Source organism: Pedobacter sp. W3I1, from assembly GCF_030816015.1.
In the GTDB taxonomy this organism is placed as follows: Bacteria; Bacteroidota; Bacteroidia; order Sphingobacteriales; family Sphingobacteriaceae; genus Pedobacter.
In genome coordinates, this window is record NZ_JAUSXN010000001.1 from 4265632 (window position 1) to 4281545 (window position 15914).

Genomic DNA, 15914 nt, shown 5'->3' on the forward strand with positions numbered 1-15914 from the left:
AATCGACGATATATCATGAATTTAAAAATTGCAAATCAAAACAAAACACTGATAAACAAACACTTATTGATTGGTATTTTAATTGGATGCATAGAATAGCATTACTCTGCTTAAACCGCTTGTTGATTGTCGGTTTTTATATTACGCCCGCCTGAAAATGAAACAGAAAATCTTAATTGTAGAAGATGAATTTATTGTAGCCAACGATCTTCGGATTATGCTCGAAAAAGCAGACTACAAAGTATGCGGAATTGCGCCATCGGTGGTAAAGGCGCTTGAGTTAATCGCGACTAAAGAACCTGACTGGATATTGTTGGATATTTTTTTGCAGGGCGACAAAACAGGCATTGATTTAGCCGGGCAACTTACCGAAATGGGAATTCCATTTATTTACATTTCCGCAAATACCAATCAGGGGATTTTGGAAGCTGCAAAAGCGACCTTGCCATACGGTTTTTTGGTAAAACCTTTCCGGGAGAAAGACCTGATGGTGATGTTGGATATAGCCCGCTACAGGCACGAACAGAATTTAAAATACAATCAGCATGCAGAGCCTTCTCTACACAAACAAATTGAATATATCGTAGAAAAGCAGGAACCGATTTCAGAACGATTGAAACAAATAAGTGCCGTATTGCATCCTGTTGTCCCTTTTGATTTCCTTTGGATTACCAAATCAAATCCCCGGACAACTACAAAAGATACAAATATTGTCCGCTCGGCAGATGGCGGATTCAGCATGCTCAATAATGAAACTTTATTGAAAGAAATAAATGTTTCCAACCGTGATTTTAAAGTATGGAATGCCACCGCTCTTGTTCATAATACAAAACCGATCTTCAATGGCTATGATTTCAGAAGATTGAGAATGGAAAATCTGTGGATACAAACACTTTCCGATCATTACAAACTGGAATCTGCACTCGTTACCGAAATTGAAAGGAATGGCGAGCAATTCCAGTTCGTTTTCTTCAATCGCCTTTCTGATTTATACACAAAAGTTCATACCGGAGTGATAAATCAGTTTAAGAAAAGCCTGGAGCTGGTTTTAGATCAGGTTATTTACGGAAAGGATATTGCGGTAGAAATCCCCGTTCAAACTTCACCTGCCGTTACAAAACCGATTGTTAAAAGGGAAAACCCCGAAATCCAGAAAGATTTTAATGGTATTATCGGCAATAGCAACTTACTGCATGCGGCCTTCAAAAAACTAGAACTGGTTGCCCCAGATGATACTTCAGTACTTATTCTGGGCGAAAGTGGCACCGGTAAAGAAAAAATAGCCCAGACCATCCATAAACTGTCTCCCCGTAAAAACAAACCATTGGTTACCGTAAACTGTGCGGCTTTACCTTTAACCTTAATTGAATCGGAACTTTTCGGACATGAAAAAGGTGCGTTTACAGGCGCGAATGAAAAACGGATCGGCAAATTTGAACAGGCTGATGGTGGTTCGATCTTTTTAGATGAGATTGGGGAACTTCCATTAGAAGCACAGGTAAAATTATTAAGAGTGCTTCAGGAAAAAGAAATTGAGCGTTTAGGCGGAAATTATACGAAGAAGATAAATGTCAGGATTATCACAGCCACCAACAGGAGCCTTGAAAAAGAAGTAGCAGAAGGCAGGTTCCGGTTGGATTTATACTATCGATTGAATGTTTTCCCTATTGAATTACCTGCATTGAGGCAACGTAAGGAAGATATTCCTGCTTTGGTAGCCTATTTCATCTCCAAATATGGCAAAAAAAGCTCATCTACTGTAACCGGAATTGCAGCAGAAGCACTTCATGAATTACAGGCATACGACTGGCCTGGAAATATCAGAGAATTGGAGCACCTGATTGAAAGAACAATGTTGTTAACCGAAGGAGAAACGATCACTAAAATTGATCTTCCCAATCCAGCATCCAGTGCAGGTTTTTCTGGCGATGATCATTTCAAAATTAAAACGATGGAAGAAATGGAACGGGAACATATATTGAACATTTTGAAAATGTGTAAAGGTAAGATTTTTGGAACAGGCGGAGCGGCAGAAATCCTGAATATCCCATCGACAACCTTAAACTCAAAAATTAAAAAACTAGGAATAAAGTTTGAATTTGTTAAATAAGCGGTTAGTTGAGGTTTTAGTCCGAAGTCGGTAGTCTAGAGTCGAATAGCTCTATGATATGTTATCCTGAGAGATAATTTATTGTATAAAAATCAATATAATGACTGAATAATTTAAGACATAAATCCCTTCAGAGTATCGTCATTGCGAGAAGGCTTTTTCAGCCGACGAAGCAATCTTTATGGCAAGGACCACTAGCATGAAAGATTGCTTCGTCGTTCCTCCCCGCAATGACGATCCCTATATTTGAACCTGCCAACAGTAGCGTAATCGAAGGGCTCTTATTTGTGTTTTATCAATCTCAAGAAGTCTTCGACTACGCTCAGACTGACAACTACGGCGCTTAGCTTAATGGCATTGGGCACAACCTACTTAACCATTACTTTTACTGCAATTTCTTATGCGGAATTTTAGTGTCTGATAAATCAATCTGCATTTCTTGTTTTCTGATCGCCTCATCACTAAACCCTTTTTCTCTACGGATTTTATGCAGCTCCTGGCGCTGAACATGGTAAATATCTTTTAAAATATGATTGTACACCTCCATTTCTGCATTTTCGATTGCTTCGCACTCCATCGACTCCAACCTCCTGGATGCATGGTTTAAACTGTTTTCTAATTCATTTTTCAACCCCTTTACCAGCGCAATACCTTCAGTCTCTTCAACATACTTTTCTGCTAAACGATTTAAAGAAACCTGTAAAAGGCGGAGTTTAATACTTGCTTCTTGTTGTTCATCGGGCACCAATGGATCAATTTCATCAATATGAATCGCTTTGATGAGGTAAGGCAAAGTAAGCCCCTGAAAAACCAGCGTAACCAAAATAACCACAAATGTGATAAAGATGATGAGGTTACGGTGAGGGAAATGAATATGAGCGGCAGTGGTAAGCGGTAATGACAGGGCGGCAGCTAATGAAACTACACCACGCATTCCGGCCCAACCAATAATTAAGGGGCCCTTCCAGCCGGGATGCACCTCCTCTTTCCTCACTTTTTTAGATAACCACCTCGGAATAAAGGCTACCGGATAAATCCAGGCAATGCGTAGTACGATAATCAGCGCACTAATGATCAGTCCATAACTACAGGCTTCCCAAAGTGAATAGCCTTCCAAACCTGCCATAATTACGGGCAGCTCCAAACCAATTAAAATAAAAACAAAAGCGTTAAGAATGATGGTCAATGTTGCCCAAACATTAATGGCCTGTAACCGGCCTTGTCCGTCTGCAAAAATTTCGTGCGAACGATAAGATAAAAACAAACCACCGCTAACCACGGCCATTACCCCCGAGAAATGGAACTGTTCTGCTGCCAGATACATGAAATAAGGCGAAATTAAAGTGATGGCCGCATCGATACTGGGCGTGGTGGGTAAAAACCGGTGGATAAGATACAACACGTGTGCAACGGCCAAACCGATCACAATTCCCATTATGGTACTTAAGAAAAAATCGCCGGCCGCATTCGAAAGTGAAAACTGACCGGTAATCACCGCAGCCAGCGCAAAGCGGAGCACGATTAAACTCGATGCATCATTTACCAAACTCTCGCCTTCCAAAATCGTGGTTATACGTTTGGGTACCTTTATATTTTTAAGTACCGATGTGGCTGCAATGGCATCAGGAGGAGATACAATTCCACCCAACAGAAAGCCCATGGCCAGTGTAAAACCAGGGATCATGGAGGAACTTAAAAAAGCAACAGCCAATGAGGTGATGATCACCAGGCCGAAAGCCAGCAAGCTAATTGGCCTTCTCCACCGCCAGAAATCGTTCCAGGAGGTATACCAGGCCGCCTCATAAAGTAAGGGCGGTAGAAAAATCAGGAAAATCACTTCAGGATCAATCGACATGGCCGGAATACCCGGGATATAACTTATTCCTAAACCTGCCAGCACTAAAAATATAGGATAGGAAATTTTTACCTTTTGAGCCAACATGATCAACAGGAAAGCTACCGAAAGTAAAATAAGAAACTGAAGAAGGGTGTAATGCATGGCTTTATCTCGCAAAGAATAAACCACAAATATAATCAACAAATAACCAGCTATTTGAATTTTAAAAGACTCTCGTTTCAAGAAAATAAATGACGATATATCGTTATTTCACCTGAAACAACAGCTGAAATCGGCTAAGTAAATCATTACCCTGGTAAAATTACAGGGCATTGAAACTGCTGATCGAAATTGCTGTTATCATCAATACGATTATCTTACCACTATAGCACCATTAGAAATAATCAGCAAAAATAGATTCTACGGAACTACTTACGTAAATTAACGAAATAACGCAAATAAACAATCAACAAACCAACAACAAATACCTAAAAATCAGACACTTATAAACTGGATTACAAATTGTAACACTGGTAGCATAAAACTTAACATGCAGTTAGTGATCACCTCAACATCAATTATTAGTTTTGGTAATCGCAAAAACTGCTTTAAACAATTAAAATTAATCTAATAAAAAAGCTATGAGTACGATTAAAGTAAAAGACGGAACTGAAATTTACTACAAAGATTGGGGAACCGGACAACCAATCGTTTTTCATCACGGATGGCCATTATCTGGAGATGACTGGGACACACAAATGATGTTTTTCCTACAACAGGGATATCGGGTAATTGCACATGATCGCCGTGGACATGGCCGTTCAGGTCAAAGCGCAAATGGTAATGATATGGATACTTATGTGGCCGACATTGCAGAACTCACCGCAGCACTCGACTTGAAAAACGCCATTCACATTGGCCACTCAACCGGAGGTGGTGAAGTGATCCGTTACGTTGCAAAACATGGCAAAGGCCGTGTTGCAAAAGCAGTATTGATCAGTGCGGTAACGCCGATTATGATCCAGAACGAAAGCAATCCAGAGGGGGTGCCATTGGCGATATTTGATGAAATCCGCCAGGGTACCGGTTTTACAAGAGCACAATATTTTTACGATTTCCCGGTAGCATTTTATGGATGGAACCGTGATGGCAAAACAGTTCAGGAAGGGATAAAACACAACTGGTGGCGCCAGGGCATGATGGGGTCTGTTTTGGCACACTATGAAGGAATCAAAGCATTTTCTGAATCAGATTTCACAGAAGACCTTAAAAGCGTAGAAATCCCGGTGTTGGTGTTACATGGCGAAGACGACCAGATCGTTCCTTTCAACCAGGCACCAAGAGCGGCAAAACTTTTACCAAATGGGAAACTGATCTCTTACCCAGGTTTCCCTCATGGTATGCCTACAACAGAGGCAGAAACAATTAATAAGGATATTTTGGCTTTTATTAGATCTTAAAGTATTTATAAACTGTCACATTAAGCTTGTCGAAATGCCTGTAATTTTATTTAAATAGGTCGTTCGACAAGCTATCATTTATATACCTTCTGAAAAGTCGGTCCTCTCCGCTTAAGCATCCTATAGTGTGGACACATCTTTTGTTAATCCTATATTTGTTTTTTAGTACACGCTCCTAAGGCGATCGTCATGCTGAATTTATTTCAGCATCTTTCCAGCTATTAAAAGGTAGTCATTTCGCAAAAAAAAAATTAATTAAACGCAAACATTGATTATTCCGCTCTTTGCCGCGGGGCAAGGCACTTTGGAGCGCCAAAGTACCCAAAGCGCTCTGTCAATCCAGCAATGTGGCTTCTCACCGCCCACGCTCATCAAAAAAACAGTGGCACTTCGTTTTGTGTTCAATTTATATTAAAATTGAATTCAATACTAATGAACACAAAACCACTACGTTTCAGGTTTGGTAATGCTATTTGCACCATTTTGCACCTGTTTTTTTGATTCTCCCGCCACTTGGGATTGACGGCGTTCTTCGGTAAAGACTGTGGTTTATTAAAGCCAGCTAGCATGATGCCCAAACCATTCTTAAAAAGATGTGTCCACACGATAGCTTAAGCATCGGGGAACGGAGAGATCTCTGAGTAATATCAAATTGAAACATAGATTTTCTCGACTTCGTTGCACACGCTCGAAATGACGACACCTTCTCTTGACTTAACAAGACACGAAGATTAGGTAAGAAAAAATCGTCATTGCGAGAAGGCTTTTTCAGCCGACAGCCTGTCCTGATTTTCGGCGAAGCAATCTTATAACGATCGCTAATAGCGGGCCGCATTAAGATGGCTTCTTCGTTCCTCTTCCCAATCCGGATCCAGATCAATCATGCAGTAATCGTGATTGTCCGGTGAGGTTACGCGGCTAGGCCAGGGGTTCATTTATATGCAGCCAAAACGCTCCATCCAGAACAGTGTTGCCCGGTCATCGCCTAGCAAGTATTCTTTCTCCTCCTCTTTTTCATTGGTATGGGGCATGGTGTGTGTGCCAGTCAGGTGCTGTTTCCTTCACATTTTCTGATAAAAACTCTGCCCATGGATTCCACTTGAAAAAAATAGAGCGTGTAATCAAAAAGGATAAATGGTCTGGTGCAGGAAATATCGGTTGAGTTATAAAAACAACATTCCTATTTCCTAAGTACTGTTTTACGTTTTGCACTGTATTTTCTGTCATCTTTTCCGGCTTATATTGGCTCTTCCTCAATTGATGTTAAAGATCAAATTTCTACAAATGTGTGTTAAAACACTTTCGCTTATCCAGATTATGTTAAAATCTTACTACGACCTGCAAAAAAACACTAATGGTTGTATTCTTAAATGCGCTAGCTTCGTAGTGTTCAAAATAAAATATAACCGAGCAGCTGCAATCATCAGCGAATAAACTATTGGCAAAGTCTGCTTTATCAATATAAACACAAAAACCCTTAATAAACAACCAAATAGGCATGAAGAACAAAAGAAACCAATTGCTGATATTTTGCACCTTACTGATCTCAGTATCACTTAATACATCTGCGCAACAGAAAGATTATCCAATTCAGCCTGTGGCATTTACAAAAGTGCATGTACACGATAACTTTTGGCAGCCCAAAATGGAAATCAATGCAGAAGTAACTATCCCCTACGTAATTGCCCAATGTAAAGCAAACGGAAGAATGGATAATTTCCTACGTGCAGGAAAAAAATTGAGTGGAGATAAGATGAGCGAATTTCCTTTTGATGATACCGATGTATACAAAGCAATAGAAGGAGCATCTTATTCCATTCAGAATAAAGCAAACCCAAAACTTGAAACTTATATAGATACACTCATTACGATAATTGCTAGCGCACAGGAACCAGATGGTTATTTATTTACCTTCAGAACGGTAAATGCAAAAAAGCCGCACGAATGGATCGGCGCTAAACGCTGGGAGAAGGAAGAAATATTAAGCCACGAACTTTATAATGCAGGACATCTTTATGAAGCTGCAGTGGCTCATTATCAAGCTACCGGCAAAAAAACTTTGTTAAATATTGCGATCAAAAATGCAGACCTTTTGGTAAAAACTTTCGGCCCTGGAAAAATAGAAGAGTATCCAGGCCACCAGATTGTAGAGATCGGCCTATCCAAAATGTACCGGGTTACCGGTAATCAAAAATATCTAGACCTCGCAAAGTTCTTCCTGGATGTAAGGGGACCGAAGGGCGATGCATACAATCAGGCCCATAAAAAAGTTATCGATCAGCACGATGCCGTCGGTCATGCCGTGAGAGCAGCCTATATGTACACCGGAATGGCAGATATTGCTGCACTTACCGGCGATACTAAATACCTTTCGGCAATCGACGACATTTGGGGGGATGTGGTAAACAAAAAACTCTACATCACAGGAGGCATTGGTGCAACAGGTGCCGGTGAGGCTTTCGGTGAAGCTTACCAGCTACCAAACATGTCTGCCTATGCAGAAACCTGTGCTGCCATTGGAAATGTTTATTGGAATGAAAGAATGTTCCTGTTGCATGGAGATTCAAAATACATTGATGTACTGGAAAGAACTTTATATAATGGCTTATTATCAGGCGTTTCTTTAAGCGGTGACCGTTTCTTTTATCCAAATCCACTGGCATCTATGTTTCAACATCAGCGCAGCGCATGGATCAGTTGCGCATGTTGCATCAGTAACATGGCCCGCTTTTTGCCTTCTCTGCCCGGTTATGTATATGCGCAAGATAAAAACGACTTGTATATCAACCTGTTTATGGGCAACACAAGTAAAATTGCCCTTACAGCTACAACTGTAGAAATCACACAGACTACTGACTATCCCTGGAAAGGAGATGTAGGCATTAACATCAACCCTGAAAAAACAGCCACCTTTACATTGAGGATCCGGATTCCGGGTTGGGCAGCTCAGGATGCATCACCGGGAAGTCTTTATTCGTTCCTTGATAAAAAAACAGCTCCGGTAACGATTTCGATCAATGGGATGGCCACTTCGTTTACTACCGAAAAAGGCTACGCTGTTTTAACAAGAAAATGGAAAAAAGGCGATAAAATTTTCTTAAGTCTACCGATGGAAACCGACAAGGTGATCGCTAACAAAAATGTGAAAGATGATGCATCACGCTTTGTACTGGAACGCGGACCTGTTGTTTACTGCCTTGAAGGACCTGATAACAAAGACAGCCTGGTACAGAATATTATGATCGATAAAAATGCCATTGCCTCTTCTCATTATGAGCAAAACCTACTTAATGGCGTTGGCGTAATCAATATTAAGGGCCAAAGCACAAAACGGCAAATAAACAGTGATAGTATTTTGGTTACCGCCCAGGATGTTAAGGCCATCCCGTACTACGCTTGGGCAAACCGGGGGCCGAGCGAAATGACGGTCTGGATACCTTATGAGCAATCGGCCGCCAGACCAAAACCGGCTCCAACCATTGCCAGTACGAGTAAGGTATCTGCTTCGCTTAAAAACAAGAGAATGTTTTCTGCAATAAAAGATCAGTACGAACCAGCGGATTCAAAGGATACCAACTTTCCTTATTTGCACTGGTGGCCAGCCAAAAACACCAATGAGTTTATACAATACGATTTTGCATCTGAACAAACCGTAAGTGAATCTAAAGTTTATTGGTATGATGATAGCCCTTGGGGTGGTTGCAGAATTCCGGTTTCTTATAAATTATTATATAAAAAAGGAGATCAATGGCTTCCCGTTGAAACAACCGCTCCTTACGAGATTAGTAAAGATAAATTTAATACCGTAAAATTTAAACCAGTAAACACAACTGCCCTAAGAATGGAAATTCAATTACCTGCAGAGCATGCAACTGGTGTACACGAGTGGGCAGTAAAATAACTTGTAATAAAAGTTCTCCATTAGAACTCCCTATTTCAATATTTGAGATAGGGAGTTTTTTTATGGATCGAGCCTCAGGATCATTTATTAATAACCAAGGTTTTCTAAATGACCAAAAGATAACCCAAGCCATTTGATCCTTAAAGCTTTAACCTCAAGATCAGTTAACCATATAGGTTAAAAAACGATTTAAATCAGGTAATATACTCGTTATAATCAAGCGCCTACTATGTTAAATTTATAAACGTTATAACGACGTTTAAACTAACCAAAAAAAACTAATAAACTAATCAATAAGCTAATGAAATTAAACTTTACTTTGAGGTGGGGTAAGTTATTAAGCATCCTTATATTTCTGGTGATGCCTTTTCTTACCTTTGCACAAACCAAAATTACCGGTACGGTAACTGATGGAAAAAACGAGCCCATACCCGGGGCATCTATTAAACAAAAGGGCACAACTAATGGTACCTCTTCGGATATTAAGGGAAACTTCTCGTTAACTTTAAGGGAAGGCTCTTCAACCTTAACCGTCAGTATTGTTGGCTACAAAACCAAAGAAGTTTCTACGACAGGTAAAACGAGTATCAACATTGAGCTTGCAGAAGATGATAACTCATTGCAAGAAGTAGTGGCGATAGGATACCAGAATATTCAGCGAAAAAACACCGCCGGAGCAATCTCATCTGTTAAAGGAAAAGATTTTGAAAATACGCCCTACTCTACTTTCGATGCGATGTTACAAGGTAGGGTTGCTGGTTTAACCGTTTTAAGTACCTCTGGCGAACCCGGCGGCACCAATATTGTTAACATACGCGGTGCCAGCAATGTAAATTTAGGTCAGAGCAGTTCTCCATTATACGTTATTGATGGGGTAATCTATGATGTAAATGATATTGGGTCAGCCTATGGAAGCAGTCCATTGCAAGCCATTAACCCAAACGACATTGAATCTGTTGATGTATTAAAAGATGCATCCGCTTCAGCCGTTTATGGTGCCCGTGCCGCAAATGGTGTTATTATTGTTAAAACCAAACGTGCCATAGCTGGTGCACCACCCCAGATCAGGGTATCTAGCTATTTCGGTATTGCCAATAAACCGGCATTAAAACCTATCCAAACAGGTACTGCAGAGCGAAGGTTGAAAATGGATTTACTTTATGGAGGCAGTGCATCATATGATAAGTTAAAAAACCTGAGTATGATGCTAACTGATAGCCTAAATACTGCTTTTAACAATAATACGGATTGGCAGGGCTTATTTCTTCAAACCGGAAACATTAGTAATGTTGATGCAAGCATTGCAGGCGCAACAGATAAATACTCCTATCGGTTCTCTTTTAACCGCTATTTTGAAGAAGGTGTAATGAAGGGTTACGACATTAACAGGGTAACACCAAGCTTATTTTTTCAGGTATCGCCAACCAAAAAATTATTGGTACAAACCAATTTATTCGTGGGTTTAACCAAAGCCAAGCATGGACAGGGAGACCAAAATAAGTATCCCTTTAATACCTGGGGGTTCCCATCATCTTTCTGGAAAATCGGCCCGGCTGAAGAAGCGCTTTACACAGGCAGGTATGAAGAGCTTCGCGATGATGATAAAACCACCAGTCTTAATGGAAATACCATGGCACAGTATACCATTATACCCGGACTGAATTTCAAAAGTACCATCTCTTACAATATTTACAACAATACCAGGGGTTATTTTAAGCCGAGTTTACTAAGCGGAAGCGGACAAAACGAAGCCTATGGATGGGTTAACCAGAGTAACCGTTGGGAATTAGAAAACACATTAAATTATGCCAAATCGTTAAAAAGCGGGCACAACTTCAATCTGGTATTGCTGCAAGGCATGGAAAAAAATATTTCGAACAATACCTATAGCAGTAGTATAGGTAATTCTGATGCTGTAAAAACCGTAAACGGTATTGCCTCAGGTTCCAATCTTTTTTCCAGAAATGTTGTTGAAGAACGCTCACGTTTATCATGGATGGGAAGTTTTGTTTACGATTATAAAGGACGCTACCTAATGCAGGCAGTATACCGTACTGATGCTTCTTCAAGGTACAGTGCTGATAGTCGCTGGGGCTCATTTCCATCTATTTCAGCAGGCTGGAATATTGCTGAAGAGGATTTTTTTAAACCCCTAAAAAAAACAGTTTCCTACCTCAAATTTAGAGCAAGCTACGGTGTAACTGGCAATGATCCAGGCGCTTATTATGCCCAATACCAGTCTCTGTTTTCGGATGCCAGTTATCCTACTTCCGTACTGGGCAATGGGCGGCCAGGCGTATCGTACACCCAAAATGGTGCAGAATATTTACAAACCACCTATAACGGAACACAGGTACTTTATCCTAATTATTACGACCCAGCCTCTTCTACTTCCATTAGTTGGGAAAGAAGCCCGCAATTTAACACCGGTATTGATCTGGGCCTGTTTAACGATAGAATTACCTTAACTGCTGATTATTACATACGTGATTCTAAAAGTAAGGTGTTTAACGTAGCCGTTCCATTAACAACCGGTTATTCGTTAACATCAAACAACTATGTAGATCTGCGCAACACAGGTATCGAACTTAGCTTAACCACCAGAAATTTTGCGCCAACATCCAAATTTCAATGGTCAACCAACTTCAACATTGCCTATAACGATAACTACATCACCAAACTTCCAAATGGAGGAAGGGATTTTACTTTCGGACCACCATGGTTACAGCAAACTCTTAGCGTAGGCGAGCCTTTATTTACCTATAAAGTTTGGGAAGTAAATAAAATTTATTCTACCGATGCAGAAGTTCCGGTTGATCCAAGAACAGGTAAAAGGATTACTCAATTTGGTGGAAGCCAGTTTAGTGCGGGCGATCCGGCAAGAGTAGATCAAAACGGGGATTATAACATTGATTACAATGATTATATCTCTTATGGAAATCCAAACCCTGATATCACTGGCGGCATGAACAACTCCTTTTCTTATAAAGGAATATCGCTTGATGTTTTGGTTACTTTTATATCAGGCCGAAGCTTGCGTAACGGTTACCTATCGGATAAATTTCAGGATGCCGGAACTTCAGATCCATACAATTTCTGGGGACCGCGCTCTGGTCCTGCATCAAACTTTAATGCATCAGATTTTTGGACAAAACCAGGTGACATTGCTAAATACCCGGGGTTGATTACAAATAATGTTGATAAATGGCACATTGGCCAGAGTATGTATGTAGAAGATGCGAGTTTTATCCGTATCAAAAATATCAGACTCGGTTATGCTTTACCACAAAAACTGACTAAAAAACTAGGTATGAGCATGATCAGGTTTTATGGCCTGATGGATAACGTTAAGGTATGGTCAAAATCAACAGTACCTGATCCTGAAGCTGTTGGAATAGATGGATACTCAGGTGGTAATGATTATCCAATCCCTAAAAAGTACACATTTGGCTTTGATTTAACATTTTAACTACTAAACAATGAAAAAACTAACTATATATATATGCTGTGCAATTGGATTGAGCATGGCTACTTCATGCAAGAAGTTTCTTGATGAAAAACCGATCAGCGTATCTACCGACCTTAGCTTTTGGAAAAACGAGAGTGATGCGGATAAAGGCGTAGCGGGCGGGTATGCACTACTGAGAAAAACCTTGAACAAGGCAAACGGACTTGCCTTTTATGCCTATGGTGATTTGCCGACCGACGAATTCTCTGCGGCAAACACTTACCGTTTCGACAACATTTCCAGGATGGAGTGGGGAATAGCTGTTGCTGTTGCAGAAACAGGAGACCCAATGATGCAGATGAGAAGATACGACACCTTCTATTCAGCAATAGACCAGGCCAACCGCTGCATTAAATTTATCCCAACCATAGCCGACGAAAAATTTTCTGCTCCGACAACAAAGAACAACCTGTTGGGCGAGGCTTATTTTTTAAGGGCTTTCAATTATTTTTATATGACCAGGATTTGGGGTGATATTCCATTGGTTACCGAATCTGCAGTAATTACCGAGGCGGTAGATATTCCGCGAACCAAAGCAGCCGATGTTTTGGCACAATGTATAAAAGATGTAAATACGGCAATAAATCTGCTCAGCTGGGATTACCCCAATGCTGGAAATAGAGCAGTTAGAGCTAATAAAGGATCTGCTTATGCCCTATTGGCTCACATATATGCATGGCAGGGAGATTACCAGAATTGTAACAGTGCAACTGATAAAATCATTGATCAGAATTTTTATCAATATGTAAACAGAGATTCATATTTAAATATATACAAAGGTAAATCTACCGAAGGTATTTTTGAAATTGCACAAAGTGATGAAAACGAAGGCAATACGTTTGGCATTGGCTACTATACTTTAAAAACGCCTTATTTAACCACCAATACAAACAATGCTATTTTCTCGATCAACACTGCAAACTTAACCAGTTTTTATAGCGATGCAGACGACAAACGGTTTAAAAACGGTTTTGCTTTAACCAATTCAACAGATCCGATATGTATTAAATACTCCAATATCACCTATGTTAACGGACAGAATGTAATTACACCAGTGGAGCATAACAATATCATTATTTTCAGATTAGCCGACATTAAACTCCTTAAAGCAGAAGCACTTGCGGCCTTGAACCAATTTGGCCCGGCCAGAACTGTGCTTAATGATGTGCGTGCCCAGGCCGGCTTAGGCAACTGGGACGGAACAGATGCCAATTTGTTTGAAGGTATAATAGATGAGCGCGGACGCGAACTTTTCCTCGAAGGACATCGCTTTTATGATTTGGTAAGATTAGCAAGAAAAACAGGGGTCGTAAAATTCGGAGATGAAAAAATGACCAAATCTGATTTCGAAGCCGGGAAATATTACTGGCCTATCGATCCTGCATTAATGATTACAAACAAAAAACTAACCCAAACTCCTTTCTGGAGTTCTAAGCTTTAAGAACCATGAAAAATAAACTATTATATTTTTTTATATGTTGCCTGGGGTTTACATATTTTACCAGCTGCAAAAAAAGCAGCTACCTCACTGATGGAGGCTTAAGTGAAAACAAGACATCATTATCAACATATGATTACCTAAAACAACACAAATATCATTTATTTGATACGCTGATTATGGTAATTGACCATTATAACATGAAAGAGGAGGTTAATGGTGCTGCTACATTTTTTGCCCCTACAAACTACTCTATTAACAACTACATTAAGATAAAGCGCGACTCTGTAAGGCTCATTAACGAGAACAACACTTATACGTTAAACGATATGTACAAGGATATTAAAGCAGATTCTCTGCGTATGTACCTGGCAAAATCACGTATAGAATTAAACTCCACATCCCTTCAGCCAACAATTGTGGCCAATGCTGCAAATACACAAACTGCCGTACAGCGCATTTTACAACCAAAACCCGCAGAATCTTGGTCTTCAAGCCCGATTTATTATTTATTTTATGTAAAAGTAAGAGGCGGGCTTGATCCTCCAAATGCACCTGTACAACCCAATGATCCGAATATAGATTTAAAGGCGCAATGCCAAACAACCGGGATCGAACCATCATCGGGCGGCATTCTGCATATTTTAAGTAACAACCATACATTCATCCGATTCTAATAAGAATTGCAACAGAAAAAATCATGAAAAAAAAATATATCATTTCATCCATATCTGTTCTTGCATTATTTGGCATTTTGCTGAGCTGCGCAAAGGTAGAAAAAGGATTTATTAGCGATTTTATGTACTACAGTCCTAACCCTTTGATTGCCACACAAGGAAATGTGACGAACTCAAAACCCCTTGAACTGGATGGCTCAACCGGGCCTGTAAAAGTTAAGCTTTTGGCTGTACGAAATCTGGCAACGGGCCAACCAGCACCCGAATTGCTAAAAGAATATATCATTAAACAATTTAACGGGCAGATTACTACAGCCGACTCAACGGTGGAACTGGTTAATAAAAAAATTGTGCTCAAACCTTCTACGGCATTAGAAGTGAATGAAATTGGTGGCAGAATATCGCTTTCGCAGGCAACAACAAATGTAGCAACCGGAGATTACGTTATTGATGTTGAGGTTACCAATATAAAAGGCACACGCAGCATTTTAAATGCCTGCAAAATACAATTGTTACCGAAAAGCCATTACACACTTGATGCCGGCCCATTTTTCACCACCTCTGATGCAGCAGCAGAAACCGGCTTTTCGGCTTCGAGCACGCTGCCGGTTACCATCACCTATGATAATAAAGGACCAAATAAAATCAGATTTGTATTTTTAGACAAGAATGGACTCACCTTTGATCCTTCCGCAGGGCAAGTGGTAACCAGGGGAGATAGAGGTAATTTTTCGCAAATGAACCCATATTTCCCAGTGGTAAGAACAACAACTGCACTCGAATGGGAGTTTATAGATCTGCCAAACGGTTTCCCTATTAAGGATGGAAATAATGGAACAGGAAATTATTACCGGATCCCTGCAAGGTTTACGGTAGAAAACAGGAATGCAAATCCGGTATTTTTTGGTTTCAAAGCATTATCAGCGGGTAGTTACACTGTAACCATCCAAATTCCTGGTATTACCAAAAAACCTTAGTTAGTT

Annotated in this window: 8 protein-coding genes; 7 read left to right on the top strand and 1 reads right to left on the bottom strand. The window is 40.2% G+C overall.

Annotation, left to right across the window (positions count from 1 at the left end; translation table 11 throughout):
- Positions 1 to 157: 157 nt before the first annotated feature.
- Positions 158 to 2110, top strand: a complete 1953-nt coding sequence (locus tag QF042_RS17490; protein WP_307530715.1) for a sigma 54-interacting response regulator — start codon at positions 158 to 160, stop codon at positions 2108 to 2110.
- Positions 2111 to 2495: 385 nt separating this feature from the next.
- Here the strand turns inward: QF042_RS17490 and QF042_RS17495 are convergent, their stop codons facing one another.
- The gene (locus QF042_RS17495; RefSeq protein ID WP_307530718.1) at positions 2496 to 4109 is read right to left on the bottom strand and encodes a Na+/H+ antiporter; all 1614 of its coding nucleotides are present in this window, start codon (positions 4107 to 4109) and stop codon (positions 2496 to 2498) included.
- 479 nt (positions 4110 to 4588) lie between these two features.
- Here QF042_RS17495 and QF042_RS17500 point away from each other — a divergent pair, with 479 nt between their 5' ends.
- From QF042_RS17500 to QF042_RS17525, 6 genes are all read left to right on the top strand, one after another.
- Entirely contained in the window at positions 4589 to 5407 is an 819-nt protein-coding gene (locus QF042_RS17500) for an alpha/beta fold hydrolase (protein ID WP_307530720.1), read from the top strand.
- A gap of 1498 nt (positions 5408 to 6905) precedes the next feature.
- Positions 6906 to 9308: a glycoside hydrolase family 127 protein gene (locus tag QF042_RS17505; RefSeq protein ID WP_307530722.1), complete on the top strand. Its 2403-nt coding sequence runs from the start codon at positions 6906 to 6908 to the stop codon at positions 9306 to 9308.
- Between the two features lie 301 nt (positions 9309 to 9609).
- On the top strand, positions 9610 to 12777 hold the full coding sequence (locus tag QF042_RS17510) for a SusC/RagA family TonB-linked outer membrane protein (RefSeq protein ID WP_307530724.1): 3168 nt from the start codon (positions 9610 to 9612) through the stop codon (positions 12775 to 12777).
- A 10-nt stretch (positions 12778 to 12787) separates the two neighbouring features.
- Positions 12788 to 14257, top strand: coding sequence for a RagB/SusD family nutrient uptake outer membrane protein (locus tag QF042_RS17515; protein WP_307530726.1), 1470 nt, complete (start codon positions 12788 to 12790; stop codon positions 14255 to 14257).
- A 5-nt stretch (positions 14258 to 14262) separates the two neighbouring features.
- On the top strand, positions 14263 to 14931 hold the full coding sequence (locus tag QF042_RS17520) for a hypothetical protein (RefSeq protein WP_307530728.1): 669 nt from the start codon (positions 14263 to 14265) through the stop codon (positions 14929 to 14931).
- Between the two features lie 23 nt (positions 14932 to 14954).
- Positions 14955 to 15908 (top strand): DUF5007 domain-containing protein, encoded by a 954-nt coding sequence (locus tag QF042_RS17525; RefSeq protein ID WP_307530730.1) that lies wholly within the window; start codon positions 14955 to 14957, stop codon positions 15906 to 15908.
- Positions 15909 to 15914 lie beyond the last annotated feature (6 nt).

Bases quoted from the DNA above. Each gene is read 5' to 3' on its own strand.
- QF042_RS17490 (WP_307530715.1), top strand. From the start codon at position 158: ATGAAACAGAAAATCTTAATTGTAGAAGATGAATTTATTGTAGCCAAC.
- QF042_RS17495 (WP_307530718.1), bottom strand. From the start codon at position 4,109: ATGCATTACACCCTTCTTCAGTTTCTTATTTTACTTTCGGTAGCTTTC.
- QF042_RS17500 (WP_307530720.1), top strand. From the start codon at position 4,589: ATGAGTACGATTAAAGTAAAAGACGGAACTGAAATTTACTACAAAGAT.
- QF042_RS17505 (WP_307530722.1), top strand. From the start codon at position 6,906: ATGAAGAACAAAAGAAACCAATTGCTGATATTTTGCACCTTACTGATC.
- QF042_RS17510 (WP_307530724.1), top strand. From the start codon at position 9,610: ATGAAATTAAACTTTACTTTGAGGTGGGGTAAGTTATTAAGCATCCTT.
- QF042_RS17515 (WP_307530726.1), top strand. From the start codon at position 12,788: ATGAAAAAACTAACTATATATATATGCTGTGCAATTGGATTGAGCATG.
- QF042_RS17520 (WP_307530728.1), top strand. From the start codon at position 14,263: ATGAAAAATAAACTATTATATTTTTTTATATGTTGCCTGGGGTTTACA.
- QF042_RS17525 (WP_307530730.1), top strand. From the start codon at position 14,955: ATGAAAAAAAAATATATCATTTCATCCATATCTGTTCTTGCATTATTT.